General features: G+C 68.7%; 21 protein-coding genes and 1 pseudogene. 12 read left to right on the forward strand and 10 right to left on the reverse strand.

Translation table 11 applies throughout. The features are described from left to right. Positions 1-487 precede the first annotated feature (487 nt). From QQS16_RS41970 to QQS16_RS41985, 4 genes are read left to right on the forward strand one after another with little or no spacing between them, the layout of a single operon-like run. A complete protein-coding gene (locus QQS16_RS41970; protein WP_286067906.1) occupies positions 488-1,798 on the forward strand; it encodes an ABC transporter substrate-binding protein in 1,311 nt (436 codons plus the stop codon). Then, complete coding sequence (locus QQS16_RS41975) at positions 1,795-2,817, forward strand: carbohydrate ABC transporter permease (protein WP_286067907.1); 1,023 nt, start codon at positions 1,795-1,797, stop codon at positions 2,815-2,817. The genes QQS16_RS41970 and QQS16_RS41975 overlap by 4 nt, the downstream gene beginning before the upstream one ends. Continuing rightward, on the forward strand, positions 2,814-3,701 hold the full coding sequence (locus QQS16_RS41980) for a carbohydrate ABC transporter permease (protein ID WP_286067908.1): 888 nt from the start codon (positions 2,814-2,816) through the stop codon (positions 3,699-3,701). The genes QQS16_RS41975 and QQS16_RS41980 overlap by 4 nt, the downstream gene beginning before the upstream one ends. A gap of 44 nt (positions 3,702-3,745) precedes the next feature. Then, on the forward strand, positions 3,746-5,779 hold the full coding sequence (locus QQS16_RS41985) for a beta-galactosidase (RefSeq protein WP_286067909.1): 2,034 nt from the start codon (positions 3,746-3,748) through the stop codon (positions 5,777-5,779). A 503-nt stretch (positions 5,780-6,282) separates the two neighbouring features. Here QQS16_RS41985 and QQS16_RS41990 read toward each other — a convergent pair. From QQS16_RS41990 to QQS16_RS42035, 10 genes and pseudogenes are all read right to left on the reverse strand, one after another. Further along, the gene (locus QQS16_RS41990) at positions 6,283-6,540 is read right to left on the reverse strand and encodes a hypothetical protein (RefSeq protein WP_286067910.1); all 258 of its coding nucleotides are present in this window, start codon (positions 6,538-6,540) and stop codon (positions 6,283-6,285) included. 448 nt (positions 6,541-6,988) lie between these two features. After that, positions 6,989-7,633 carry a TetR/AcrR family transcriptional regulator gene (locus QQS16_RS41995; RefSeq protein ID WP_286067911.1) on the reverse strand — a complete coding sequence of 215 codons (645 nt, stop codon included), beginning with the start codon at positions 7,631-7,633 and terminating at the stop codon, positions 6,989-6,991. Positions 7,634-7,661: 28 nt separating this feature from the next. Beyond that, a complete protein-coding gene (locus tag QQS16_RS42000; protein ID WP_286067912.1) occupies positions 7,662-8,066 on the reverse strand; it encodes a PaaI family thioesterase in 405 nt (134 codons plus the stop codon). Positions 8,067-8,120: 54 nt separating this feature from the next. Next, positions 8,121-8,894, reverse strand: coding sequence for an MFS transporter (locus QQS16_RS42005; protein ID WP_286067913.1), 774 nt, complete (start codon positions 8,892-8,894; stop codon positions 8,121-8,123). Then, positions 8,782-9,246 carry an MFS transporter gene (locus tag QQS16_RS42010; protein ID WP_286067914.1) on the reverse strand — a complete coding sequence of 155 codons (465 nt, stop codon included), beginning with the start codon at positions 9,244-9,246 and terminating at the stop codon, positions 8,782-8,784. The genes QQS16_RS42005 and QQS16_RS42010 overlap by 113 nt, the downstream gene beginning before the upstream one ends. 178 nt (positions 9,247-9,424) lie before the next feature. Continuing rightward, positions 9,425-9,608 (reverse strand): annotated as a pseudogene (locus QQS16_RS42015) (hypothetical protein); the annotation flags it as partial. A gap of 130 nt (positions 9,609-9,738) precedes the next feature. Next, positions 9,739-11,154 carry a sensor histidine kinase gene (locus tag QQS16_RS42020; protein ID WP_286067916.1) on the reverse strand — a complete coding sequence of 472 codons (1,416 nt, stop codon included), beginning with the start codon at positions 11,152-11,154 and terminating at the stop codon, positions 9,739-9,741. Beyond that, positions 11,151-11,870: a response regulator transcription factor gene (locus tag QQS16_RS42025; protein ID WP_286067917.1), complete on the reverse strand. Its 720-nt coding sequence runs from the start codon at positions 11,868-11,870 to the stop codon at positions 11,151-11,153. Before QQS16_RS42025 ends, QQS16_RS42020 begins: the two co-directional genes overlap by 4 nt. A gap of 103 nt (positions 11,871-11,973) precedes the next feature. Beyond that, positions 11,974-14,226, reverse strand: a complete 2,253-nt coding sequence (locus QQS16_RS42030) for an MMPL family transporter (RefSeq protein WP_286067918.1) — start codon at positions 14,224-14,226, stop codon at positions 11,974-11,976. A 302-nt stretch (positions 14,227-14,528) separates the two neighbouring features. Continuing rightward, positions 14,529-15,455 carry a LysR family transcriptional regulator gene (locus QQS16_RS42035; protein ID WP_286067919.1) on the reverse strand — a complete coding sequence of 309 codons (927 nt, stop codon included), beginning with the start codon at positions 15,453-15,455 and terminating at the stop codon, positions 14,529-14,531. Positions 15,456-15,653: 198 nt separating this feature from the next. Here QQS16_RS42035 and QQS16_RS42040 point away from each other — a divergent pair, with 198 nt between their 5' ends. From QQS16_RS42040 to QQS16_RS42075, 8 genes are all read left to right on the forward strand, one after another. Then, on the forward strand, positions 15,654-16,811 hold the full coding sequence (locus QQS16_RS42040; protein WP_286067920.1) for a tartrate dehydrogenase: 1,158 nt from the start codon (positions 15,654-15,656) through the stop codon (positions 16,809-16,811). Continuing rightward, positions 16,808-18,487 carry a hydantoinase B/oxoprolinase family protein gene (locus tag QQS16_RS42045; RefSeq protein WP_286067922.1) on the forward strand — a complete coding sequence of 560 codons (1,680 nt, stop codon included), beginning with the start codon at positions 16,808-16,810 and terminating at the stop codon, positions 18,485-18,487. The genes QQS16_RS42040 and QQS16_RS42045 overlap by 4 nt, the downstream gene beginning before the upstream one ends. Next, positions 18,484-20,556 (forward strand): hydantoinase/oxoprolinase family protein, encoded by a 2,073-nt coding sequence (locus QQS16_RS42050; protein WP_286067923.1) that lies wholly within the window; start codon positions 18,484-18,486, stop codon positions 20,554-20,556. The genes QQS16_RS42045 and QQS16_RS42050 overlap by 4 nt, the downstream gene beginning before the upstream one ends. Before the next feature lie 190 nt (positions 20,557-20,746). Continuing rightward, entirely contained in the window at positions 20,747-22,021 is a 1,275-nt protein-coding gene (locus QQS16_RS42055; RefSeq protein ID WP_286067924.1) for an MFS transporter, read from the forward strand. 61 nt (positions 22,022-22,082) lie between these two features. Beyond that, entirely contained in the window at positions 22,083-23,069 is a 987-nt protein-coding gene (locus QQS16_RS42060) for a phosphoglycerate dehydrogenase (RefSeq protein ID WP_286067926.1), read from the forward strand. Between the two features lie 42 nt (positions 23,070-23,111). Further along, positions 23,112-24,497, forward strand: coding sequence for an acyclic terpene utilization AtuA family protein (locus QQS16_RS42065; protein ID WP_286067927.1), 1,386 nt, complete (start codon positions 23,112-23,114; stop codon positions 24,495-24,497). Further along, on the forward strand, positions 24,490-24,816 hold the full coding sequence (locus tag QQS16_RS42070) for a DUF4387 domain-containing protein (RefSeq protein ID WP_286067928.1): 327 nt from the start codon (positions 24,490-24,492) through the stop codon (positions 24,814-24,816). Before QQS16_RS42065 ends, QQS16_RS42070 begins: the two co-directional genes overlap by 8 nt. A 166-nt stretch (positions 24,817-24,982) precedes the next feature. After that, positions 24,983-26,374 (forward strand): DUF6351 family protein, encoded by a 1,392-nt coding sequence (locus QQS16_RS42075; RefSeq protein ID WP_286067929.1) that lies wholly within the window; start codon positions 24,983-24,985, stop codon positions 26,372-26,374. Positions 26,375-26,422: the final 48 nt, after the last annotated feature.

Raw genomic sequence — 26,422 nt, forward strand, 5'->3', positions numbered from 1 at the left:
CCCGGCGGCCGTATGCCTGCATCGAATGAGGTCAACCGAATGACCACGCGGTCTGACCGCGTGGTCATGTCTACGTAGCCCAGGGGCGCACGTCAAGGGTTCCCGCAGCATCGATTGCGACGGACGGCAGCGGATCCGGCGGAGGGTGCCCGTTCGGCCAGGGGGCCGTAACCGCCGCGAGGACACCTCTCGCCGGGTGTATAGGTGCTGGTCAAACCCCAGATGGTCACACTCGAGTCCGCTCGCGGAAGGGGCCGTCGTTCCCGTCCGGCCGCAAGGCGCCTGACGTCTCGGCTGTGCGGCCGGCCCCGCGCCCCACGGTCGAAGGGTCTTGACAGCGACTCCCCGGAGCATTCACTCTTCCTCGCAGCCGCCGGTCGCATTTGTTCGATCGTGTTGAGTATTGGTCGCGTTGGCGACCGCTTCCCAGTCACACCCCTCGGGTCGACGTGCCGCCTGGGCACGGCCCACCCTCTCAGGAGCCGAAATGCACTATCCCTCCCTCGGCTGGCCCATGCCTGCTCCCAGCCGCCGCACCGTCCTCCGCGGCGTCGGCGGTGCAGCCGTCCTCGGGGCCGGCATGCCTCTGCTCAGCGCCTGCGCCGGCAGCGGTACGGCCGCCGACCCGAAGACCGTCACCCTCGGCTCGAACGCGTCGGACGCGGTACCGAAAAAGGCGTTCGCCGAGATCTACGCGGCCTTCAAGAAGCAGTCCGGTATCACGGTCGACGTGAACACCAAGGACCACAACACGTTCCAGGAGCAGATCAACTCGTATCTGCAGGGCACCCCGGACGACGTTTTCAACTGGTTCGCCGGCTACCGCATGCAGTTCTTCGCGGGCAAAGGTCTGGCCAGTCCGATCGACGACGTGTGGCAGACGATCGGCGGCAACTTCCCCGACGCGATGAAGGCGCTCAGCAAGGGCGCGGACGGCAAGTACTACTTCGTGCCGATCTCCACGTCCCTCTGGGGGGTCTTCTACCGCAAGAGCGTCTTCCAACAATACGGCTACGAAGTCCCCACCACCTGGGACCAACTCGTCGCCCTGTGCAAGCAGATGAAGAAGGACAAGTTGGTCCCGCTCGCCTTCGGTGACAAGGACGCCTGGCCCGCCCTCGGCACCTTCGACCAGATCAACTTCCGTACCAACGGCTACGACTTCCACGTCGAACTGATGGCGGGCAAGGCGTCCTGGACGGATGCGAAGGTCCGCAAGACCTTCGACCACTGGGCCGAGATCCTCCCGTACCACCAGGACGGCGCCGTCGGCCGCACCTGGCAGGACGCCGCCCAGACGCTGGTGTCGAAGAAGGCGGGCATGTACCTGTTCGGCAGCTTCGTGGCGCAGCAGTTCACCAACCAGGCCGACCTGGACGACCTCGACTTCTTCGCCTTCCCGGAGATCGACCCGGCCTACGGCCAGGACACCGTGGAGGCGCCCACCGACGGCTTCATGCTCTCCAAGGCCCCGAAGAACAAGGCGAGCGCGGTCAAGCTCCTGGAGTTCCTGGGCACGCCGGAGGCCGAGCAGATCTACCTGAAGTCCGACCCGAGCCTTGTCGCCGCCTCCAACAAGGCCGACACCTCCTCGTACACCGCCCTGCAGAAGAAGGCGTACGCGACGATCTCCGGCGCCAAGCACCTCACCCAGTTCATGGACCGCGACAGTCGGCCGGACTTCACCTCCACGGTGATGCAGCCCGCGCTGCAGAAGTTCGTCCGCGATCCCAAGGGCGTCGACAGCCTGCTGGCGTCGATCGAACGCCAGAAGAAGACGATCTTCGCGTCCTCATGACCGCCACATCGGACACCGGTATCGGGACCGGTACCACCAGCACCCCGGGGACGGCCGCCGTGCCGCCCCCGGGCCCCCCGAATGACATGACGGCTCATCAGAAGAAGCGGCTGCGGGTGCGCTTGGGCCACCGACGGCTGCTCACCCGGCGGGACCGCATCACGCTCGGCCTGATGGCGGGCGTGCCGACGATCCTGCACGTAGCCCTCGTCTGGCTCACGGCGCTCGCCTCGATCGCGCTGGCCTTCACCACCTGGGACGGCATCGGCTTCGACTCCATCACGTGGGTCGGGCTGCAGAACTTCCGTGAACTGTTCACCAGCAACCCGCAGTTCTGGCCCGCCGTCGAGCACAACGTCATCTGGTTCGTCGTGCTCATCCTGATCCCGACCCCGTTCGGCCTGTTCCTGGCCGTGCAGCTGGACAAGAAGATCCGCTTCAGCCGCGTCTACCAGACCGCGTTCTTCCTCCCGGTCGTCGTGTCGATGGCCGTCATCGGCTTCGTCTGGCAGCTGGTCTACAACCCCGACACGGGCCTGATCAACAGCCTCATCGGCGCCAACGAGCCCGGCCACTACATCGACTGGATCGGCGACCCGGACCTCAACCTCTGGGCCATCCTCATCGCCGCGTCCTGGCGCCACACCGGCTACATGATGATCCTCTACCTGGCCGGCCTGAAAGGCGTCGACCCGTCCCTGCGGGAGGCCACCGCGCTGGACGGCGCGAACGAGTGGCAGACGTTCAAGAACGTCATCTTCCCGACCCTGCGCCCCACCAACACCGTCGTCCTCGTCGTGACGATCATCGAGGCGCTGCGCGCCTTCGACCTGGTCTTCGTCTTCAACAAGGGCGCCCAGGGCACCGAACTGCTCTCGATCCTGGTCACCAACAACATCATCGGCGAGTCCAGCCGGATCGGATACGGCTCCGCGATCGCCGTCGTTCTCCTGGTGATCTCGCTCGCCGTGATCATCCCGTACCTGATCGCGACCTTCCGGAAGGAGCGGCGAGCATGAGCACCGTGAGCGCGCTCGGAAAGCAGCGCACCCCTCTCCGCCCCGCCCGCATCCTGCTGCACACCTTTCTCGTTGCCACCGCCCTCGCCTGGCTGGCGCCGCTGCTGTGGGCGCTGTACGCCGCCCTGCGCCCGTACGCCGAGACCAGCACCAAGGGCTACGTCTCCTGGCCCGACAAGCTCAGCCTCGACAACTTCACCAACGCGTATGTGCAGTCGGACATGATGCACTACTTCGGGAACACCCTGCTGATCGCGGTCCCGGCCGTGCTGGTGACGCTGTTCCTGTCGTCGATGGTCGCCTTCTACGTCAGCCGCTTCGACTTCCGGGTCAACCTCTTCCTGCTGCTGGTGTTCACCGCGGGCAACCTGCTCCCGCAGCAGGTCATCATCACCCCCCTCTACCGGCTCTACCTGCTCATCGACCTGCCCGGCATCACCATGAGCGGCAAGCTGTACGACTCCGCGCTGGGCCTGGTGCTGATCCACGTGGCGTTCCAGTCCGGGTTCTGCGCCTTCGTCCTGGCCAACTACATGCGCTCGCTGCCGCATGAGCTGACCGAGGCCGCCCTCGTCGACGGCGCCTCCGTGTGGCGGCTGTACTGGCAGATCGTGCTCCCGCTGTGCAAGCCCGCGATGGCCGCCCTGGCCACGCTGCTGTCCATCTGGATCTACAACGACTTCTTCTGGGCCATCGTGCTGATCTCCACCGGCGAGAACATGCCGATCACCTCCGCCCTGAACAACCTCTCCGGCCAGTACTTCACCGACCCCAACCTGGTTGCCGCCGGCGCCCTGCTCACCGCGATCCCCACCCTCATCGTGTACTTCGCGCTCCAGCGCCAGTTCGTCAGCGGCCTCACCCTCGGCGCCAACAAGGGCTGAAACAAGCCTGCCACTCGTCTCTCACACCTTCCGGAGTACCACCAGTGATCACCGAACGCCGTCCTCGCCTGCCAGGCATCGCCTACGGCGCCGACTACAACCCCGAACAGTGGCCCGAGGAGGTGTGGGCCGAGGACATGGCTTTGATGCGTGAGGCCGGGGTGACCATGGTCAGCGTCGGCATCTTCTCCTGGGCCCTGCTGGAGCCGTCCGAGGGCGTCTACGACTTCTCCCGCATGGACAAGATCCTGGATCTGCTCCACGAGAACGGCATCGCCGCCGACCTCGCCACCCCGACGGCCGCCCCGCCCGCCTGGTTCTTCCGCGCCCATCCCGAGGCCCTGCCGGTCGACCGCGACGGCCGCACGCTGTCGTACGGCAGCCGCCAGACCTTCTGCCCGTCCAGCCCTGCCTACCGTGCCGCGGCGCTCGCCATCGCGGGCGCGCTGGCCGAGCGCTACGCCGGCCACCCGGCCCTCGCCATGTGGCACGTCCACAACGAGTATGGCTGCCACAACGCCGCCTGCTACTGCGACACCAGCGGGGCCGCCTTCCGGGACTGGCTCAGGGCGAAGTACGGCGACGACCTGACCGCGCTCAACCACGCCTGGGGCACCTCCTTCTGGAGCCAGTGGTACTACGACTGGGAAGAGATCATCCCGCCCCGCGCCACCGGCGCCGACCCCAACCCCACCCACCAGCTGGACTGGCGGCGCTTCTGCTCGGACGAGCTGCTCTCACTGTTCACGGCCGAACGTGACGTGCTCCGCCGTGCCGCCCCAGGCATCCCTGCCACCACCAACTTCATGGTGATGCACAACTTCGACGCGCTCGACTACTGGCGCTGGGCCCCCGAGCTGGACATCGTCTCCAACGACCACTACCTGCGCTCCACCGACCCGGAGTCGGAGATCGACATCGCGCTCTGCGGCGACCTGGTGCGCTCCATGGCCGGCGGACCCTGGCTGCTGATGGAACACTCCACCGGAGCCGTCAACTGGCAGCCCGTCAACCGGGCCAAGGGGCCCGGCGAAATGCGCCGCAACGCGCTCGCCCACGTCGCGCATGGTGCCGACGGCATCGCCTACTTCCAGTGGCGGGCGGCCAAGGCGGGCGCCGAGCAGTGGCACTCGGCGATGCTGCCGCACGCGGGCACGGACAGCCGGATCTGGCAGGACGTCGTACAACTCGGCGCGGACCTAGGGGCGTTGGCGGAAGTCCGGGGCAGCACCAGCCCCGCCCGGGTCGCCATCGTCTGGGACTGGAACTCCCGCTGGGCCATGGAGCAACCCTCCCAGCCCAGCGCCGAACTGCGCTTCCAGGACCTGGTGAGGCGCTGGTACACGCCACTGTGGCGGGCCGGCGTGGCGGTCGACTTCGTACGCCCCGACACCCCCGACCTCGACCGCTACCAGCTCGTACTCGCACCCAGCCTGTATCTGGTCGACGACGCGGGAGCGGCCAACCTGAAGGCGTTCGTCGAGCGCGGCGGAACCCTGGCGGTGGGCTTCCACAGCGGTGCGGTGGACGAGAACTGCCACATACGCCTGGGCGGTTACCCGGGCGCCTTCCGGGAGATCCTCGGAGTGCACGGCGACGAGTTGTTCCCCCTGCTGCCCGGCCAGTCGGTCGGCCTCGTCGGCCAGGTCCCACAGGAGGCGACCGCCGACCTGTGGACCGAACGCCTCCGGCTCACCGGGGCGGAGGCCGTCGCCAGCTACGCCGACGGACCGTTGGCGGGCGTCCCCGCCATCACCCGTCACCTGTACGGCAGCGGCACCGCCTGGTACGTCGCCACCCACCCGGACCCCACCACCCTGGCCGCCGTCCTGGAGCGCATCTGCCAGGAGGTGGGCGTGCGTCCGGAGCGCGAGGTTCCGGCTGGCGTCGAGGTGGTGAGGCGGCGCGGCACGGATGCCGACTACCTCTTCCTGATCGACCACGCCGGCCGTGGCGCCGAGATCCCCGCCGACGGGGTCGAACTCCTCACCGGAAAACCGGTCGTGGGCTCGGTCACCGTCCCCGAGGGTGGCGTCGCTGTCGTCCGCGAGTCGGCGGCCGGACCGAGTGGTGAGTGAGGTACTGGGGGTTCCGTCCGCGTGAACGCGCCCGCCTCGGGCGGTTACGACCAGCACTGTGGGCTGGAGTAGCATTTTTCGGGGTGCACTATAGCGCCCCCAGGTACGGGTGTTCGCGATGCCGCCTCGGGACGACGCACCGCCCGCCGAGATCGTGGTGGTGAGGGGCGTGTTCACGGCTGTTTCTGGCCCTCACCGCGGCCCTCCGGGACGTCGTCCGGGTCGGCTGGCGGCGCCACGAAGAGCAGGGCGGCGCGACGGAGACCCTCAGTAACCAGGAGCTGCACTACGAGGAGAGGTCGGAGCCGACCGCGGTGTAGTACGTGGTGATCGTCGTCCCGGCGTCGCTGCCGGTGGAGGCGGGCTGGGTGGTCTCAATGACCTGGCCCTGGCTGTCGTAGGCCGTGGTGCTGGTGAGTGTCAGCCTCCCGGATCCTCGGTGGAGCTGGTCGGCAGGCCCTTGGCCCAGTCGAATCCTGGCGCGACGGACCGCGCGTCGGCGGTCAGGTCCGGCCAGGACCGCGGCTGCGCGCCGATGGTCTCCAGCGTGACCTGGTCCTTGGCCGTCGCGGTGCCGTCGGTGGGACGCCGGTGTCGTACGTCTTGACCGTGTACTCCCGCGTCATGAGCTGGCTGCCCGCGGCGGCGAGGCTGGTGGATCCACTGGTCAGATCGGCCGCGAGGGTGATCCAGTGCAGCGGCCCATAAGTCTCCAGCTCCTGTGTGCCGGTGCTGTTGAACACCGCGGTGGTGGACAGCAACTGGGCGCGCTCTGCGGAGGTCAGCGCGTTGGCGAGGTCGGTGAGCCCGCTCGATGGTGGAGTCCACCGACACGGCCCAGTTGAGGTCCTCCTAGGCGTCGGCCTGGACCATCAGCGCGGTGAACACTCGCTCCCAGGGCCATCGACGGCCCACCTCCGCAGCCGGTGTAGACGCCTCCCCAGCTGCCGTATTTCTCGGGCAGATGGACCCCCGCCCGCTACACCGGCGGGCTGTGGCTGGGCAAGTCACTGAAAACGGTCACCTACCAGGAAGCCCGTAGGTTAGACAGCAGTGCGATGCTCGGCAAGGCCTGTGGTCGCCTGTCCCGGCTGGAGTGCTTCGAGGGCAGGCTCGCTCGGGTGATGTGCCCGCGGCGACGTACGGCAGGGCTCCGCTGCGTTGGGCGCCGTGAGCCGTCGGGCACCGGACTCCGTCGTCGAACCGGGTTCAGCCCGACTGCATCACGGCGGACATCGACGGTGGAGACGCGTGAGAAGCGGTGAGAAGGGCGCCGTGGACGGCCGCGGACGCCACCCGGGTGACATAGCGAGCGGTGTCCCGAGGCCATGTGTCACGTTCCTGGTGGATCAGGAGACAGACGGCGCCGTGCACGCCGGCACACAGCAGCCTGGCGGTTTCGGTGGTGCTCTCCACCGGTACCCCGGCATCGAGACAGGCTGTGACCTTGTCCCGGAAATAGCGGAAACACGCATCCGCGTTCTGGCGACTGGCCTCGGTGGCCTCGCCATCCATCACGAGTCGGTACGGGGAGGGATGGCGAAGCCCGAACGCGACGTAGGCGACGCAGGTTTCGTAGAGCACCGTCACCGGATCCGGGACCCCCCGGGACACTTCTTCCAACTCGAGGAACAGTGAACTCCACACACGCAGGCACGTGGCGTGGACGAGTTCCGTCTTCGAGGCGAAGTGGAGGTAGACGGCCGGCGGGGTGACCCCCGCGCGTGTCGCCACCGCCCGAATCGTAAGAGCGTCGGCACCGCCCTCTTCCAGCAGTTGATCGGCGATGTCGAGAAGCTGCTCGCGGAGCAGGCCGCCCTGGCCCTTGGCGGCGCGAACGCGGAAGCCGGTCACAGGAAGGGGCCTTCCGGAGGGAGCGGCATCAGGATGGCTTCTGCTTGACGGCGGTGACCACCTGGGTTACCCGGGCGCACAGTTCGCCCTCGGCGTCGTGCACGTCGACCTCGATGACGGTGTTACGACCGACGCGCAGGGGGCGAGCTGTGGCAACGACGTCTGTGTGTGCAGGCCGAAGGAAGTGCGTGGTCGACTCCACAGTGGCCGGTGCGGCGCCGACCGGGCCGTTGAGGGCGGCGCACACGGCGGCGCTCACATCGGCGAGGCCCATCAACGCTCCTCCATGGAGGCCACCGCCCACCGTGGAGAGCGAGAGATCGTGTGCCAGCGTGGCTCGAACGCCGGCTGCCGTCATTTCGTCGAACACGACTCCGAGGGTCTTGGCGTACGGCGCGAGTGCGTAGACGTCGTTGGCTGCGAGTGCGGGCACGGGCTGCTCCCATCTGAGTTACGTACGATAAGTTATCGACGTTAACTCAGGCCGTCAACCGGGGACGCCCGACCACGTACGACGGCTACGGATAAGCCCCTTTGCGGGGAGCGGGGTCGCTTCGCCAGGTGTCGTGCCGCGGCCCAGTGAGCGGTCGGCCGTGCACAGGACCAGGAACACGGCGGCCACACCGAGGAGCGACCAGGCCATGGCATGCAGTCCGGGACTGGTGGCGCCGTCGCGGAAGAACACGGCGCTCGCCGCTGCCGCGGACAGCGCGCCGATGTACATGAACGTGCGCAGCAGTCCCGCGAACGAGCCCATGCGGGCCGGGTCGGCCTGTGCGTACAGGGCATTCTGGTTGGCCAGTCCGATCAGCCCGTGCGGGATGCCGACGACCGCGCTGAGCACGACAAGCAGCCAAATCGGGCTGTCGGCGTGCAGGAGCGACAATGCCGCGCAGCCGAGGCATTGGAAGAGCACGCCGACAACGAGTTTGCCCCGTACCCGGCTGCGGCGTCCCGTGAGCGCGGTGACACCAATGGCCGTCGCGGACAGCGGCAGCAGAAGCAGACCTGCCTGTGACGCGATGAGCCCTCGGCCCTCTTGGAGCCACTGGCTGTAGCCGTGGAAGAAGGCGTACGACGTGGTGTAGGCGAGGCACTGACGGGTGAACGTGACAAGCAGCGGTACGTTGCCGCCGAGGACTCGAAGATCAATGAACGGCTGGGCCATGCCGAGTTCGCGACGCACGAACACCGAGCCCGCAGCCAGGCCGAGCACCGGCAGATACCAGTGTGCGACCGCCGGGTTCATCAGGAAGAACATGAACGCGGTCAGTGATCCGGCGAACCACAGCATGCCCGGCACATCGACGTGTACCGTCCTGCCCGGTGGCGTCGCGCGTGGCAGCCACAGTGCGCCCAGGACAAGGCACGAGCGACAGCGGCACGTTGATGCCGAAGATCAGGTGCCAGCCACCGGTGCCGATCAGCAGGCCACCGAGAGTCGGCCCGACGACCGCGATGACCTGATTGGAAATCGACAACGCGGCGAGGACGCCACTCGGGTTCTTCCGGCCGGTGCGCTCCGACTCGGAGCGCAGCAGCGACATGGACGCCGGGTATGCCGCCGAGATGCCGAATCGGAGAAGGACGCGGGAAGCGACCAGTACCCACACGTGCGGAGCGAGGGCGCCGAGCAGTCCGGCCAGGCCGGCCAGCGCGGTGCCGGCTTGTGAAGGGCGGCCTCGTTCGAGAGTTCGCCTGTGTCGCTGGTATGGATCCAGCCGTGGGGCTCCAGGACCGTGGCGGTCTTCTCGGGCAGCCCGTGGTAGCCCTGCATGACGCCGGGCCGCGCAGGAGGATCAGGCCGGCCGCGATGTTGTAGACCCGCTCGGCTGCCGGCATCCAGCTGGGTGATTTCCAGTCGGCCGGGACCTCGGCGGAGGACGGCGATACCGGGTAGCGGTAGGCATCGGCGTCCGGGGTGACCTTCACGCGCTCCAGGAAAGCCCGCGACGGACGGTGGACGATTCCCCATAGGTGTCTGTGTGTTGTGGTGCAGCGCTGCGGTGGTGTGGTCACGCCCGGAGCATGTGTTAACCGTGCGAGGCAGGCGTGGGAGCGCGGGGCTGGCGTGGGTCAGCCGGTCAGGTGACGTGCGCGGGTCATCAAGGGCGATGGCCGCGCGGGAGCCGGATGGTGACGGTGGTTCCGGCTCCGAGGTCTGAGTGCACGTCCACCTGTCCGTGGTGGGCGTGGACGATGGCCTCCACGATGGCCAGGCCGAGACCGGAACCGCCGTAGGCGCGGCTGCGGCTGGCCTCGGCGCGCCAGAAACGCTCGAAGACGCGGGGCAGGTCTTCCGGTGCGATTCCAGGGCCGTTGTCGATGACACTCAGCTGCACGGTCTCACCGGTGAGGGCGACCTCGACGCGCACGGAGGTCTGAGCCGGCGTGTGCTGGACGGCGTTGCCTACGAGATTGCGCAGGACCTGTTGCAGACGGGCGGCATCGCCGACGACGGGTGCGGGCAGTGCGGGTGCCATGGTGATGTCGCGTTGGGGGTAGATGATCTGGGCGTCCTCGATGACGCCGGCGGCCAGGACGGTGAGGTCCACGTCGTCCTGCTCGACGGGTCGGCCGGCGTCCAGGCGGGCGAGCAGCGCGAGATCCTCCACGAGCAGGCGCATCCGGCCCACTTCGTCCTCGATGTGGTCGAGTGCGGTTTCCAGGCCTTGACCGGAAAGGCCGCCTTGGCGGTGCAGGTCGAGCCAGCCGGAGATGGTGGACAGGGGTGTGCGCAGTTCGTGAGAGGTGTCGGCGGCCAGCGAGCGAACGGTCGCCTCCGCGCGGGCCTGGGCGTCGAACGCCCGGTTGACCGCCTTGGCCAGCAAATCGGCTTCGCTGCCGTTGCGGTGCGCGGGCAGCCGTTCGGTCAGGGAGCCCGCGGCGATGGCGTCGGCGCTTCGGGCCATGCGGGCGAGCGGGCGCATGCCGAGACGCAGAACGATGACGGACAGGGCCAGCAGCACCAGCAACGCGCCGCCGATCAAGCTCAGTTGACGTCGGATGAGCGCGTCGGTGGTGGCGTCGTCGACGGAGGTGTCGATGGTGAGGATGACCGTCGCCGGTGCCACGGTGCCTTCGGCAGGCCCGCGGTCGATGATCAGGCCGGGGCTGGGGATGCGTACGGCGCTGAGGTCGCCGCCATCCAGGGTGACCACCCTTCCCGTCGGTGCCGTCGCGCTGAGTGCCGCCACATCGTCGGCGGCCCGGGACGCGGAGCCGGTGCTCAGCAGGACGTTGTTGTCCTCGTCGACGGCCACCGTGCCCAGGGGCGAACCGAGGAGGGCACCGAGCTGGTCGGCATTGGCGGTCTGCGGTCCCTGGCCCATGACCCGAGTCAACCGCTGGGCGTTCGCTTTGAGGGTGTCCTGGTTGCGCTTGTCCAGAAAGTTTTCCAGGAGGAGGGCGCTGATGACGGCGCTGGCGACCAGTCCGACGACCAGGAGAACGGCCAGCCCGGCGAGCAGGCGCAGGCGGACGCTGGAGAAGGCCCAGGGAAGACGGCCGCGGAGTCTCACGTGTCGTCCTGCTCTCGAAGTGTGTAGCCGACGCCGCGGACGGTGTGCAGCAGCGGCGTGCGGCCATGGTCGATCTTGCGTCGGAGGTTGGAGATGAAACGCTCCACGACCACGGAGTCCCCGCCGAAGTCGTACTGCCACACGGCCTCGAGGATCTGGGCGCGGGAAAGAACCTGCCCCTGGTGACTCAGCAGGTAGTGCAGCAGACGGTACTCGGTGGGGGAGAGTTCGACGATCCGGCCGCCTCGGCGGACTTCGTGCCGGAGGTCGTCGAGCGTGAGGTTGCCACAGCACAGGCGTGTTTCCTCGGCGGCGGGGGTTCCACCGCGGGCGCGGCGCAGCAGGGCCTGCAGGCGGGCGCCGACTTCGACGACGCTGAAGGGTTTGGTGACGTAGTCGTCGCCGCCCAGGCGCAGTCCTCGTACCCGGTCTTCGACGGCGTCGCGCGCGGTGAGGAAGAGGACGGGGACGTCGATGGAGCGGGCGCGCAGGAGTTGGAGGATCTCGAAGCCGTCGGCGCCGGGGAGCATCACGTCGAGAACGATGACGTCCGGGGGGCGGCGGGCGACCTGGTCGAGGGCCTCGCTCAGGTCGCCCGCCGTCTCGACTTCGAATCCGGCGAACTGCAGTGCCGAGATCAGCAGGCGCCTGATGCCGGGATCATCGTCGATGACGAGGACGCGGTCGGTGTTCCCCGGCGGGTTGACGGCGCTCATGTGTGCTCCTGGTGGCGGCAGCGGTTGACCGACGTCCGCCGTCTCTGCCGGTGCGGCGGACTTGGGGCGTATCCCGGTAGCGGCTGTGCTGATCATGGTTTCGTCACAGGGTTGCTGGGGTGGATTCCTTGACTGGGTCGTGCGGGGCCGCCGGTTCGGGGGTGTGGAAGTTCTCGCCCTCGACGTCGAGATGGGGCAGCACGCGGTCAAGGCGTCGCGGCAGCCGCCAGGCCCGGTCCCCGAGGAGTGCCAGGGTCGCCGGCACGAGGGTCATCCGCACCAGGAAGGCGTCGACCATGACGCCGAAAGCCAGGGCGAAGGCGATCGGCATGATGTCGGCGTCGTGGGAGAACAGGAAACTGACGAACACCGAGATCATGATGAGCGCCGCAGAAGTTACCACACGGGCGGCGTTGCGGGCTCCGTTGAGGATGGCCGTGCGGGCGTCGCGGTGGCGGTTGTAGTCCTCCCGCATGGCGGAGACGAGGAACACCTCGTAGTCCATGGCCAGCCCGAAGAGCACGGACATCACGATGATGGGCACGAAGCTGGCCACCGGACCCTCGCTGGGCACGCCCAGCGGGCCGGCCAGCCAGCCCCACTGGAAGACCGCGACGGTGGCTCCGAAGGCGGCGCCCACGGACAGCAGGAACCCGATGGTCGCCTTGACCGGGATGGCGATCGACCGGAACGCGATCATCAGCAGGAGCAGGGAGAGGCCGACGACGACGATCACGAAAGGCACGAGTGCGCCGCTGAGCTTGTCGGAGACGTCGATGCTGACCGCGGTCATACCGGTGACGGCGACATGGCTGCCGCTGGACTGTGCCAACGGCTGCATCTGGGTGCGCAGCCGGGAGACGAGGTTGCTGGTCTCCTCGGACCGCGGTCCGGTGTCGGGGATGATCCGGATGCGTGCGGCCGTCCTGTCCTTGGCCATGTCGACATCGCTGACGTCCGCGATGCCCCGGACCCCTCGCAGTTCGTCCTCGACGGCGGTGGCCGTGAAGGTGACGGCGGCCGGGTCGTCGTTCTCGACGAGTACGACGAGGGGGCCGTTGGCGCCGGGACCGAAGGCGTCACTGATCACGTCGTAGGCCTGGCGGCTGGAGTTGCTTGTGGCACTGGAACCCTCGTCGGTGAGTGCCAGCTTCAGCTCCATGCCGGGAACGGCCAGGGCGATCAGGACGACGGTGCCCAGGATCAGGTTGCGTACGGGGTGGCGCAGGACGCCCTGGGTCCAGCGCACGCCCATCGTGGCCGCCCGGCCGCTGTGCGACGCCGACCACATGGAGCGCTTACGGCCGATGGGCAGGAACCTGCGGCGCCGGGCCGCGGACCGGGGTGCTTTGGGCGTGAGCCGGTGGCTGGCCATCCCCATCAGCGCGGGCAGCAGGGTCAGTGCGGTGATGACGGCGACCGTGACCGATCCGGCCGAGGCCAGCCCCATGGAGGTGAGCATCGGCACACCGGCCACCGACAGGCCGGCGAGCGCGATGAGGACGGTGGCGCCGGCGAATACAACGGCACTGCCCGCGGTGGCGGTGGCCCTGGCGATGGACTCCCTGACCGGCATACCGGTACCCAGCTGGGCGCGATGACGGGAGAGGATGAACAGGGCGTAGTCGATGCCGACGGCGAGTCCGAGCATGATCGCCAGGGTGGGCGCGTTGTCGGAGACGTCGAACACGGTCGCCAACCCCATCATCGCGGCCACCGTACCGATGATGCCGAGCACCGCGGTGATCAGCGGCAGACCGGCGGCGAGCAGCGACCCGAAGGTGATCACGAGGATGACCAGGGCCACGCCCAGTCCGATCAGTTCGCTGGGCCCCACGGGCGGATGCGAGGTTTCGTAAGGCTCACCGCCGTAGATGGTCCGCAGGCCCGCCCGCTCGGCCGCGTTCCCGGCGGCCTTCACCGCGTCCAGCGTGCCGGTCGGCACGTCGTCGGCCTCCTTCGTGGTGAAGGTGACCTCCGCCACCGCGGTGCGCCCGTCCTCGGAGACGGCGTCACGCTCGGACGGGGCACTGACCTCGCCGACACCGGAGACCCGGCCCGTGGCCTCCAGCGTGGTCTCCAGGGACTTACGCAGATCCGGTTCGGTCACCTTGCGGCCGGGCGGAGCCTGGAACACGATCTGCGCCGACTGGACGTCCGGCTCGGGGAAGTGCCGTTCCATCTTCGTCAGGGCCGTCTGGGCCGGCGATCCAGGGATGGAGCTGCTGTCGGCGAAGGAGCCGGCGAAGAAAACCCCCAGACCGACCACCGCAACGAGGGCCAGGAGCCACCCGATCAACATCGTTCGCCACCGCCGGGCACCCAATGCCCCCAGCCGGTACAAGAGCGTAGCCATCAAAGATTCCCTCACTGTTCGGAAGACGACTCGCCACATCCTTTTCAAGGGACTTGACGACCGCCTCACAGAGAACCTGAGGGTTTCTTGACGGTTCGACTCCAGCACCGTCAGGCATGCCGGTCAGCAGGCATGGGCTAGTGCCGTGGCAGGCAACGTTCGCCCCGTCGCGACGCCCGGCACGCCCTCTCGCCGCACCGGCCGAAAGCCCAAGTACATCCAGTACGAGGGCTTCCGGCCGGCACGCCGAGAGCACGCACCGGACGCCGCTCCTTGACGGGCAAACGTTGCCTGCCGCGGCACTAATCGGCGCTCCGCTTGTCCTCGGACTGGTCCCTGGCGTGATCCAGCCGTAGCGGGAGTCGTGCGGCGAGGTAGTCGATGAGTGCGTTGACACGTCGAGGGACATGCCCGTCCTCCTCCAGGAGGGCATAGATGTCGGAGGCCGGTGTCGACAGGTGCGGCAGGACCCGGATGAGCTCGCCGCGATTCAGATGTGGCCTGACATGCCACTCCGAGCGCATGATCACACCACGGCCCTCCAGCGCCCAACCGGTCACCACGTCACCGTCGTTGCTGGACAGACTGCCCTGCACTCGCACGTGTCGGGGACGGTCCGCATCCCCGAAGCGCCAGAGGGCGAAATCGCTCTCGTTCTCCCGCAGCACGATGCAGTTGTGGTGGGCCAGATCCTCGATGCTTTCCGGGGTGCCGTGCGCGGCGAGGTAGGACGGCGCCGCGCAGGGCACGCGCCGGTTCTTGGCCAGACGCCGCATGCGCAGCGAGGAATCGGGCGGCATGCCGACGTGGACGGCCACGTCGAACTCACGCTGGTGGGGCCTTAGCGGCAGAGCGGATGTCTGCATACGGACGTGCAGTTCGGGGTGGGCCGCGGCGAACTCGCCGAGCAGCGGCGCGATATGCGCGCGGCCGAGACCCAGTGTGGCTTCGACGACGAGGGATCCGCGCAACCCCCCGGCTGTGTCGGTGATCGTGTCCTCGAGCTCGCGTACCTGGTCGAGGATCGCCTCGACGCGCGCCGCGTAGAGCTCGCCCTCCGAAGTCAGCTTCAGTCGGCGGGCGCCGCGCTGAACGAGCCGGACAGCCAGGCGATGCTCCAGCGCGCTGAGGCGTTTGCTGACGACGGGAAGGGAGCAACCGAGTTCACGCGAGGCGGCCGTCAGCGTCTCGCTCGACGCGACCACGTGGAAGAACTGCAGGTCGTCCACGGCTGAACGGCTCTTGGACCACGGGCGACGAGAACGCCGAGAGCTTTCCATAGGGGAAAACCTACCTTGCCCGTTACAGGCTTGTACCGAGCGTTTCCGCTAGCCAAGGTGGGACTCAGCCGCGCCGTGACCGGAACGCTCTGGACAGAGTGCTCGCCACCGGACTTGCGCATCGATCCTTGGAGGGGGAGTGCCTTCGTGCCGCAGAGTTATCGCATCGCAGCGATTCCGGGTGACGGGATCGGCCGCGAGGTCGTCCCGGAGGGGCTGAGGTGCCTGCGTGCCGCCGCCGAGGTGCACGGGTTCCAACTCGACGTCACCGAGTTCGACTTCGCCAGCGCCGACTACTGGCTGCGCCACGGCATGATGCTGCCCGACAACTGGAGGGACGTACTCGGCGCGTTCGACGCGATCTTCTTCGGTGCGGTCGGATGGCCGGAGGTGGTCCCGGACCATGTCTCGCTGTGGGGGAGTCTGCTGCAGATGCGGCGGGGCTTCGACCAGTACGTCAATCTGCGCCCCGTGCGACTGCTGCGCGGTGTGCGCAGTCCGCTGCGTGACCACCAGCCGGGCGACATCGACTTCTATGTCGTGCGGGAGAACACCGAGGGCGAGTACTCCAGCATCGGCGGCCGGATCTTCGAAGGCACCGATCGCGAGACAGTGGTCCAGGAGACGGTCATGACACGGACCGGCGTCGACCGTGTCCTGCGCTATGCCTTCGAACTCGCCGCGTCCCGCCCGAGCAAGCATCTGACCTGGGCGACGAAGAGCAACGGGATCTCGATCTCCATGCCCTACTGGGACGAGCGCGCAACCGAGATGGCCGCCCGGTACCCCGAAGTGACCGCCGACAAGGACCACATCGACATCCTGACCGCGAAGTTCGTACTTCAGCCCGAACGGTATGACGTGGTCGTCGCCAGCAACCTGTTCGGTGACATCCTCTCCGACCTCGGCCCGGCCTGCACCGGAACGATAGGCATCGCCCCCAGCGCCAACATCAACCCCGACCGCTCCTTCCCCAGCCTCTTCGAGCCGGTGCACGGGTCGGCACCGGACATCGCCGGTCTCGGTGTGGCCAACCCTGTCGGCCAGATCTGGAGCGGCGCCATGATGCTCACCCACCTCGGCGAGCACGAGGCGGCCGCGCATGTCGTGGCTGCGATCGAGAGCGTTCTGGACGAGCAGCCCGGTGTGCTCACCCCCGACCTCGGGGGCACGGGAACGACGGTGGGGCTGGGCAAGGCCGTCACGGCCCGGATCGCCGCGACGTCTCCCGCCGGCCACGACGGGGGAGTGGCGGCCGGCGACGCGGCCGGCCGCACGGTCGAAGAGGGGGTCGCGGCGTCATGACCAGACCTCTCTCCGACCCGGTCGGCCTCGAAGTGCGCTGGGACCGGCTTGCCGCCGCCACCGACGAGGCGGCCTCCACGATGCTGCGCACGGCCATCTCCACGATCATCCGGGAGTCGAACGACTACACCGTCGTCCTGATGGACCGCGCGGGACGCACGATGGCCGAGTCACGAGCCGGCATCCCCGCCTTCGCCGCTCTGATGAGTTCGCTGACCGCGCTGGTCATCGAACAATTCCCGGCGGACGAATGGCAGGACGGCGACAGCGTCATCACGAACGACCCGTGGATCGCCACCGGGCACCTGCCCGACATCGCGATGATCTCCCCGGTCTTCCACCGAGGACGGCTCGTCGCGTTCGCGGGCACCGTGGCGCACTCACCGGACATCGGTGGCACACCTTCGATGAGCGCGACCGAGCTGCTCTGCGAGGGCATCTTGATCCCTCCACTGCGCCTGTTCCGGGCCGGACAAGTCGAGCAGGGAGTCAAGGACCTGCTGCTGGCGAACGTACGGCTGGCGGACCAGGTCTGGGGCGACCTGGAGGCGCAGGCCGCGGCGCACGCCGTGTGCCGCCGACGCGCCCAGGAGTTCCTCACCGACTTCCGTGAACCGGACTTCGAGGCGTTCGCGGACCAGGTCCACGCGCTGACCGACGCCGCGATGCGCGCGGGCCTCCGCGACGTGCCCGACGGCGTCTACCGTGCCTCCCTGGACGCGGACGGCGTCGAAGGGCATCCCACGCACATCGAGTGCGCGGTGACCGTTCGCGGCGAGGAGGTCGAGATCGACTACACCGGCAGCTCCCCCCAAGTGCCCTTCGCGACGAACTCGACGCTGAACTACACCCGCGCCTACTCCATGTATCCGCTGAAGATCCTGCTGGATCCGTCCACGCGGACCAACTGGGGCTCCTACCGGTCCATCCAGGTCACTGCGCCGGAAGGCACGATCGTCAACCCGAGGTTTCCCGCGCCCGTCGTGGCACGGCACCTCACCGGGCACCTGTTGTCCTGCGCGGTGTACCAGGCACTGGCCCCGGTGCTGCCCGACCGTGTCATCGCCGACAGCGGCGGCGCCCCCGCCCTGCGCGTCCGCTTCGCCGGGGTCGACGACTCCGGCCGGCCTTTCAGCCTCATGCTCTTCGCCAACGCGGGCATGGGCGCGTCCAAGGAGTCGGACGGGCTCTCCACCACCGCCTTCCCCACCAACTCCGGCGGCGGCAGCATCGAGGCACTGGAGGCCGCGTCTCCGCTGCGCTTCCTCCGCAAGGAGTTGCGCGCCGGATCGGGCGGACGCGGCCGACGCCGCGGAGGACTGGGCCAGGACATCGAGGTACTGAATCCGATGAGCCGACCCGTGCAGATGGTTCTGCTCGGAGACCGCGAACAACATCCGGCGCTCGGACTCGCCGGCGGCGAACCCGGGGCCACCGCACACGTCGTCCTGGACTCCGGCGAGCGCGTCCCCCTGAAGTCGATCTCACAGCTCGCCCCCGGCGCATCGGTGGTCATCTCCTTCGCCGGCGGCGGCGGGTTCGGCCCCCCGAAGGAGCGTGAGCCCGAGTTCCTGACCGCCGACGAGATCGCCGGCTACACCGTCCCGGCCAGTCAGCAGAACCCGCGCACAGCCTGGACGGCGGGCGGTAGCGCATGTGAGGAGGTGGGCCGATGAGCCGCACGGTCCGGATCGGCGTCGACGTCGGCGGGACGTTCACCGATCTGCTGCTGCATGACCCGCGAAGGCAACTGATCCGGCCCGGGAAGCTGCCCACCACGCCCCACGCTCCCAACGAGGCCATCACCGCGGGGATCGCCCGGCTGCTGGAGGAGACGTCCACGGCCCCCGGAGAGGTCGCGGGCATCGTGCACGGCACCACGCTGGTGACGAACACGCTGCTGGAACGCACCGGAGCGGTCGTCGGTCTGCTGAGCACCAGCGGGTTCAGCGATTCCCTCGAAATGGGACGGGAGACGAGGTTCGACACCACCGATCTGCTCGCCCGGCCGGCTCAACCGCTGGTGCCGCGCCCTCTGCGCCGTGGCGTACCCGGGAGAATCGCCGCGGACGGCAGTGAACTCGAACCGCTCGACGAGCGTGCCGTCCTCACGTCTGTGCGGGATCTGACAGACCAGGGCATCGAGGCACTGGCCGTGGCCCTGATGCACTCCTACCGCGACGCCCGTCACGAGCACCGGGTGCGGGACCTGATCGCGCGGGCACACCCCGACCTCCCCGTCACCCTCTCCAGCGCCGTGGCCCCGGTCATCGGTGAGTACGAGCGGGCCGGTACCGCCTGCCTGAACGCGTATGTGCAGCCCCTGATGTCGCGCTACCTCGACGACCTGCGTGACGATCTGACCGTCATGGGGATCGACGCGCCCCTTCGCATCATGCTCTCCGGCGGTGGTGTCACGACCCTCGAGGACGCCAAGCGGTTCCCGGTACGGCTGCTCGAGTCGGGCCCCGCGGCCGGTGCTATCGCCGCTGCCGCCGTCGCCAGGACCTTGGGGGAGCAGGACGTGGTCTCCTTCGACATGGGCGGGACCACGGCGAAGATCGCTGTCGTCCAGGGGGGCAGGCCCAGGCTCAAGCACGACTTCGAGGCGGGGCGGGCCGACAAGTTCAAGCCCGGCTCGGGGCTGCCGGTGCGCCTGACCGTCGTCGACATGATCGAGATCGGGTCGGGAGGCGGCTCGATCGCGGCACCCGACGCACTCGGGCTGCTGAAGGTGGGACCGCGCAGCGCCGGCTCGGTCCCCGGGCCTGTCGCCTACGGGCGTGGAGGCGAGCGACCCACCGTGACGGACGCCGACCTGCTGCTGGGCTATCTCGACGCGGAGAACTTCCTCGGCGGCGAGATGAGGCTGCGGACGCGCGAGGCCCACAAGGCGCTGACCCGTGAGGTGGCGGGCCCCCTGGGACTCGACACCGCTGACGCCGCCGCCGGGATCGTGGAGGTGGTCACCGAAAGCATGGCCGCCGCCGCCCGTATGCACCTGTCCGAGCAGGGCAAGGACCCGGCCGACTTCGCGCTGCTGGCCTTCGGTGGAGCCGGACCCGCCCATGCCTACGGGCTGGCGAAGTCGCTGAAGATCCCCCGAGTGATCGTGCCGATGCGGGCTGGGGTGATGTCCGCCTGCGGGCTCCTCGCCGCCGCTCCCACGGTCGACGAGGTCCGCAGTCTGCCGTCGCCTCTCGCCGACATCGACTGGGACCAGGTCGTCGCGCTGTACGACGAGATGACGCTCCGCGCCACCGAGACGCTCCAGGCGGGAGACCCGGAGCTCGTGCGGGTACGCCGCTCGGCCGACATGCGTTACCTCGGCCAGGGTTTCGAGATCGAGGTCACCGTGCCCGAGCAGGACTTCGGTCCAGCCGGTCTCGGACGCATCCGGGCCGCCTTCGAGTCCACATACCGCGCCGTGTTCGGCCGTTGCCTCGAGGGTGCAGTGGAAGTCGTGAACTGGCGGCTTTCTGTGCGACTGCCCCGTCATGAGCTGTCGACCGAGGGCAGCCATGCCCGGGGAGGTGCGGCGAGCCGCGGTGTCCGGTCGGTGTACGTTCCCGGACACGGCCTGCTCGAGGCCACCGTGTGGAACCGCTACGAGCTCACGCCGGGAACCGAGCTGGCAGGTCCGGCGATCTTCGAGGAGCGCGAATCGTCCTGCTCCTTCGGGCCGGACTGCAGGATCCGGGTCACCGACGACCTGACCCTCCTGATCGAGGTCGGCCGGGACTGAACCCCCCTCCCCAGTCGTCACCGAAGAGTGCAGCGTCGCGCAGCCGCCGAAGGCGGCGGGACGGTCGGCGACCCGTCCGAGGAGTGGCTGCCCCACCTGCGGCGGCAAACGGACCGACGCCGCTCACGCCCACACCGACAACCTATCCAGCAGTTGCCCAGCATGATGGCGGCGCGAAAGGACGACCCTCATGACGACGGTGTCTGCAGGGCAGCGCACACCGACCCGGCGCATCACGTTTCTGGTCGCTCTCGCGGTCTTCGCACAGGAGTCGACCTGGAACTTCTACGAGTCTCAGGTTCCGCCGTTCCTGCGGGAGCACATCACCAGCGCGGCCGTCGTGGGTCTGCTGATGGGCATGGACAACCTGCTCGGCATCTTCATCCAGCCGTGGATCGGCAACCGGTCCGACCGGACGAGGACCTCCTGGGGCCGGCGGATGCCCTACCTGGTGGTCGGAATGCCGATCGCCGCCGCGCTGTTCGTCCTCATCCCGCACAGCGCGGCGTCCTTGCCGTTGTTGATCGTGGTGATGTTCTCGTACGCGCTCGTCGCCAACACCTTCAAGCCGATTGCCGAAGCGCTCGTTCCGGACTTCATCGCACCCGAGCGGCGAAGCCGGGCCAACGCCGCGGTCAAGATCGCCTCGAGTGTCACGGCCATCGTCGGCGCGCTCATCAGTATTTTGCTGGTCGACAACCACCTGAGTCTGGCGTTCGCGATACCCGCGATCATCATGCTGATCTCGATCGGGGTGCTCGCGGCCACCGTGCGCGACAACCGGTCTCCGGCCTACCAGGCAGCGGTGGCCGAGTGCGCTGCGGAGGACAGTGCCGAACGCCCCGAGCCACGGGTCCGGGACACCTTCGTCGAGATCCTCAGGGATGCCGATCGCAGCCGGCTCCTGCTGCTCCTCGCGATTCTCCTCTTCGGCAGCGCGTGGTCCGCGTCCCGGTCGTTGATCACGCCGTACGGGATGGAAGCCCTGGACATGTCACGGGGAGCCGCCGGCGGTCTCACCCTGCCCAGCGGTATCGCCTTCATCCTGGCGGCCTACCCTGCAGCCGTGCTCGCCGAGCGGTACGGGCGGCTGCGGGTCATGGCCGTGGGGATGTCGGTCTTCGCCGGCGCCATGGTGCTGGGGACACTCATCCAGACTCCGACGGGTGCCACCGTGGCCCTGTGCCTCGCGGCGGCCGGCGCGACCTGCTTTCTGGTCAACGCGGTGGTCGTCCTGTGGAACCTCGCACCCTCGGCGCGCGTCTTCGGGACGTACGCCGGTATGTACACCGTCGGCTGGGCCGGTGGCGGCTTGCTGGGCCCCGCGCTGGTCGGCGGGATGGTCGACATCACCGGCTGGCCTCTGATGCTCATCGACGTCGCCATGGTCGCCGCGCTGTCGATCATCGTCGTAGCCAGGATCAGCGCGCTTCAGCGTCGCGCCGGCCTGACCCTGGCCAAGTAACCAGCCCATCCCCGCAACGCGGCGCGAGCCCAGCGCCGGACGCAGCCAGAGACGAGGAACCGTGTCCCGCATTCTGATCACCACGGACTACCTACGGCCCGGCGACGAGGTCGATCACTATCTTCGGGCGCACGGCCACACGACGGTACACGCCCCGCTCGTCGGCCGACACGGTCGGGAGCAACTCGTCGCCGCGCTCGACGGGATCGACGCGGCGCTCGTCGCCCATGAGCCCCTGACCGCCCAGGTCCTCTCCGAAGCTCCCCGGCTGCGCGCCCTCGTGCGCACCGGCGTCGGCTACGACTCGATCGATGTCGTCGCCGCGGGCAGGCTCGGCATCACGGTGAGCAATCTGCCGGGAATCAACGCCAACGCCGTGGCCGAGTACACCCTCGGTCTGCTGCTGGCGGCCGCCCGGCGACTGGTGCAGAGCGCGGCGGGCGTCGCTGCCGGCGGCTGGCCGAGGGAGGACGGTCACGAGTTGCGCGGGTCGGCGCTCGGCCTGATCGGATACGGGGCGGCAGCGCGCGCCGTGGTGCCGCTGGCGCGAGCCTTCGGCATGGAGGTGCTGTGCACGACCGGTGTGCCCAAGGACGAGCGATCGGACCCGTCGGTGCGGTTCGTCGCGCTCCCCGAGTTACTCGAGGCCTGCGACTACGTATCGGTGCACACCGCGCTGACGGACCGTACACGCGGTCTCCTGGACGCCTCCGCCTTCCGGCGGATGAAGCCGACGGCGGTGCTGGTCAACACCGCGCGGGGGGCCGTCGTCGACGAGCATGCCCTCGTCGACGCCGTGCGGACCGGCGAGATCGCCGGGGCGGCGCTCGACGTGGTGAGTGAGGAGCCGCTCCCGGCCGACAGCCCGCTGCGGGACGTCGAGGGGATCGTCGTCTTCTCGCACCTCGCGGGCCAGACCGCCGAAGCCCGTGCAGCCGCCGGCCTCGAGGGCGCGGCCGAGGTGGTGGCCGCCCTCGCGGGCCGCCCCCGGTTCGCGGTGAACGCCCACCTGCTGCCCCAAGCCCCCACAGTCCGGGTCGACGGGTGACATCCGCCCGCCCCGTGCCCGGTACCGAAAAGAAAGAGGAACATGGAAAACGAACGGGTTGACCAGGTCAAGGTCCTGGCACCGACCGGCATGCTCGGAGCCGGCTTTCCCGAGGCCACGATCGAGCGGGGCCTGGCGCTCGGCGCCGATGTCATCTCCGTCGACGCGGGCAGCACCGACTCCGGTCCCTACTATCTCGGCGCGTCGCAGCCCAAGACCAGCCGCGCGGCGGTCGCCCGTGACCTGCGCGTCCTTCTCAGGGCGGCGGCGGAGGCCGGCATCCCACTGATCGTGGGCTCGTGCGGCACCAGCGGAACCGACTCCGGTGTCGACTGGGTCGCCGACATCGTCGCCGACATCCTGGCGACCGAGGGACTCCGGCTGCGGGTGGCGCGTATCTACAGCGAGCAGTCGACCGGCACGCTCCTCAAGCGCCTGGACGAGGGCCGCATCCATGCCCTGCCTCCGCTGGGCGAACTGGAGCCGAAGACACTGCAGAGCTGCACGCACATCGTGGGTGCGATGGGACATGAGCCGATCGTCGCGGCGTTGGAGGCAGGTGCACAGGTCGTGCTCGCCGGCCGCGCGACCGACACCGCCATCGCCGCCGCCCATCCGCTGATGAAGGGGATGCCGGCCGGCCCGGCATGGCACGCCGCCAAGATCATCGAGTGCGGCGGACAGTGCACCAGCAATCCGCGCACGGGTGGGGTTCTGGCCACCATCGACGCCGACGGCTTCACCATCGAGCCGCTCGATCCGACGGCCGCCTGTACACCGATCCTGGTCGCCGCCCACATGCTCTACGAGACGGTGGACCCGTTCCAGATGCGCGAGCCGGACGGCACCCTGGACGTCCGTGAAGCCGTCTACACCGCCCTGGACGACCGGACGGTGCGGGTCGAGGGTTCGCAGTTCCATGTCGCCGACCAGCACACCATCAAACTCGAAGGCGCCCGGATCACCGGCTACGAGACGATGTCGTTCAGCGCAGTCCGGGACCCGCACATTCTTGCCAACATCGACGACTGGGCCGATCTCATGCGGACGATGATCGGGCAGCGGGTGGAGCAGACGATCGGCCTCAGCGAGGACAAGTACGCCTTCGACCTGCGCCTGTACGGGCACAACGCCATCCTGGGGGATCTCGATCCGGCAGTGGGTCCGCCTCGCGAGGTGGGAGTCATGCTCCTCGTCAATGCCCCGGACCAGAGCACCGCCACCGCCGTCGCGAAGATCGCCAACCCCTTGATGCTCCACCTGCCGACGGCCGACATGGACTATCTGCCGAGCCTGGCGTTCGCCACCTCGCCGGCCGAGGTCGAGCGCGGCCCGGCGTACGAGTTCGTGCTCAACCACGTCGTCGACACCATCACCCCCACCGACATGTTCCGCACCGAGTTCGCGGAGGCCTCCCACCATGGCTGAGACCGCCCCCACCACCCTGGGCGACCTGGCGTATGAAGTCCGCTCCAAGAACGCCGGGCCGTTCTGGGTCACCATGGAGCTGTTCATGCGTGACGCGGACGGCTATCGCATCGCGGCCGACGAGAGGTTCCTCAACGAGGGCACGATCGCCCGGCTCTACGGACTCGACGAGGCCGACGTGCGGATGTTCCGCATCCCGTCGCTGAACGTCGTCAAGATCTCTTTCCCGCGTCCCGTAAGCCAGGCGTCACTGCGTGACCGTGACGTCCACTCAGGTCAGCACCATGTGCCGCTGGCGGTTCTGCCTGTGCCAGCCTGACCGCCGCCCGGAAGAAGGGGCGGCCCCGGCGGTAGCCCCGAACGCGACTGTCAGACGCGGTCCTTCACCAATCCGCCCCACAAGCACCCGAAGGAGCAGTTCCTTGAACACACCTGCCGTGCCCGGACCCGGTCCTCGTCCTCGGGTTCGCGGACGCCGTTCGGTGATGCTGACGGCACTGGTCGCGGCCGTGATGGTGGGCACGCTCGGCATCGCACCCGCCTCCCCGGCCGACACCACGCGCCCCACTCCCGCCGCCTGCCCGGGCCACCTGGAGGACAAGGCCAACTGCTACACCGGCCGGGACGCCAACGGCGCGTACTACACGATGGCCCTCCCCGAACACTGGAACGGCTCCCTCGTCGTCCACTCCCACGGCGGTCCCGACTTCTCCTACGACGAGTCCACCAGTACCGAGGACCTGAAACGCTGGGCGGTGATGGTCGACGAGGGCTATGCCTGGGTGGGCTCCTCGTACCGGCGTGGCGGCTACGGGGTCAGGATGGCCGCCGCCGACACTGAGAACGTACGCCGCCTGTTCGTCAGCCACTTCGGCCGCCCCGACCGCACCTACCTGCACGGCCAGTCCTGGGGCGGCAATGTCGTCGCCAAGGTCGCCGAGACCTACGGCCGCGAGCGTGGCGCCTACGACGGAGTCCTGCTGACCAACGGCTTCCTGGCCGGCGGCTCGCGTGGCTACGACACGCGCGTGGACCTGCGAACGGTCTACCAGTACTACTGCCGCAACCTGCCCCGTCCCAGCGAGCCGCAGTACCCGTTGTGGCAAGGGCTGCCCGCGAACTCCCCGACGACACCCGACGAGGTCCACAGCCGCCTCCAGGAGTGCACCGGCATCGGCTCCGCCCCGGCCGACCGGACCGCCGAGCAGCAACGCAACCTCGACGACATCCTGGCCGTCACCCGCATCCCGGAGCGGTCCCTGGCCACGAACATGCAGTACGCGGTCTTCCTCGTCCGGGACATCGTGTCCAACCGGCTCGACGGCCGTAACCCGTTCAGCAACCGAGGGGTCCGCTACGACGGTTCGCACGACGACAAGGCGCTCAACGCCGACGTGGCGCGCTTCTCGGCCGACCCCACCGCGCGCCGCGACCTCTCCTACGACAGCGACCTCACCGGACGGATCGCGCTCCCGGTCCTCACGTTGCACGCCATCGACGACCCACAGGTCTTCGTCGAGCACGAGGCGGCCTATCGCGCCACGGTCCGGGCCGCCGGCAGAAGTGAGAACCTCGTCCAGACCTTCACGAGGGAGAGCGAGCACAGCAGGCTCAGCAACGCCGAGTACGCCAACTCTCTTGCGGCTTTGGACACATGGGCGCGCACCGGCCGGAAGCCCACCCCCGGCTCGATCGCGCGTGCGTGCGGCGCGTTCGACAACCACCACGGTGGTGGCTGCTTCTACGATCCGGCGTTCCGCCCAGCCCCGTTCGCCACCCAGGTCCGCCCCCGGCCCGGCGGCCTCCACTGGCCCGCAATGTCCGCCGCGCAGGAACAGGTGTGGAGCCGTATCGAAGGCGTGGGCATCGCACCATGAAACCGCCCTCCGCGGTCCCGAGTCCCCTCTCCCTCGGCGGGGCCTGCA

Origin of the sequence: Streptomyces sp. ALI-76-A (assembly GCF_030287445.1) — a bacterium.
In the GTDB taxonomy this organism is placed as follows: Bacteria; Actinomycetota; Actinomycetes; order Streptomycetales; family Streptomycetaceae; genus Streptomyces.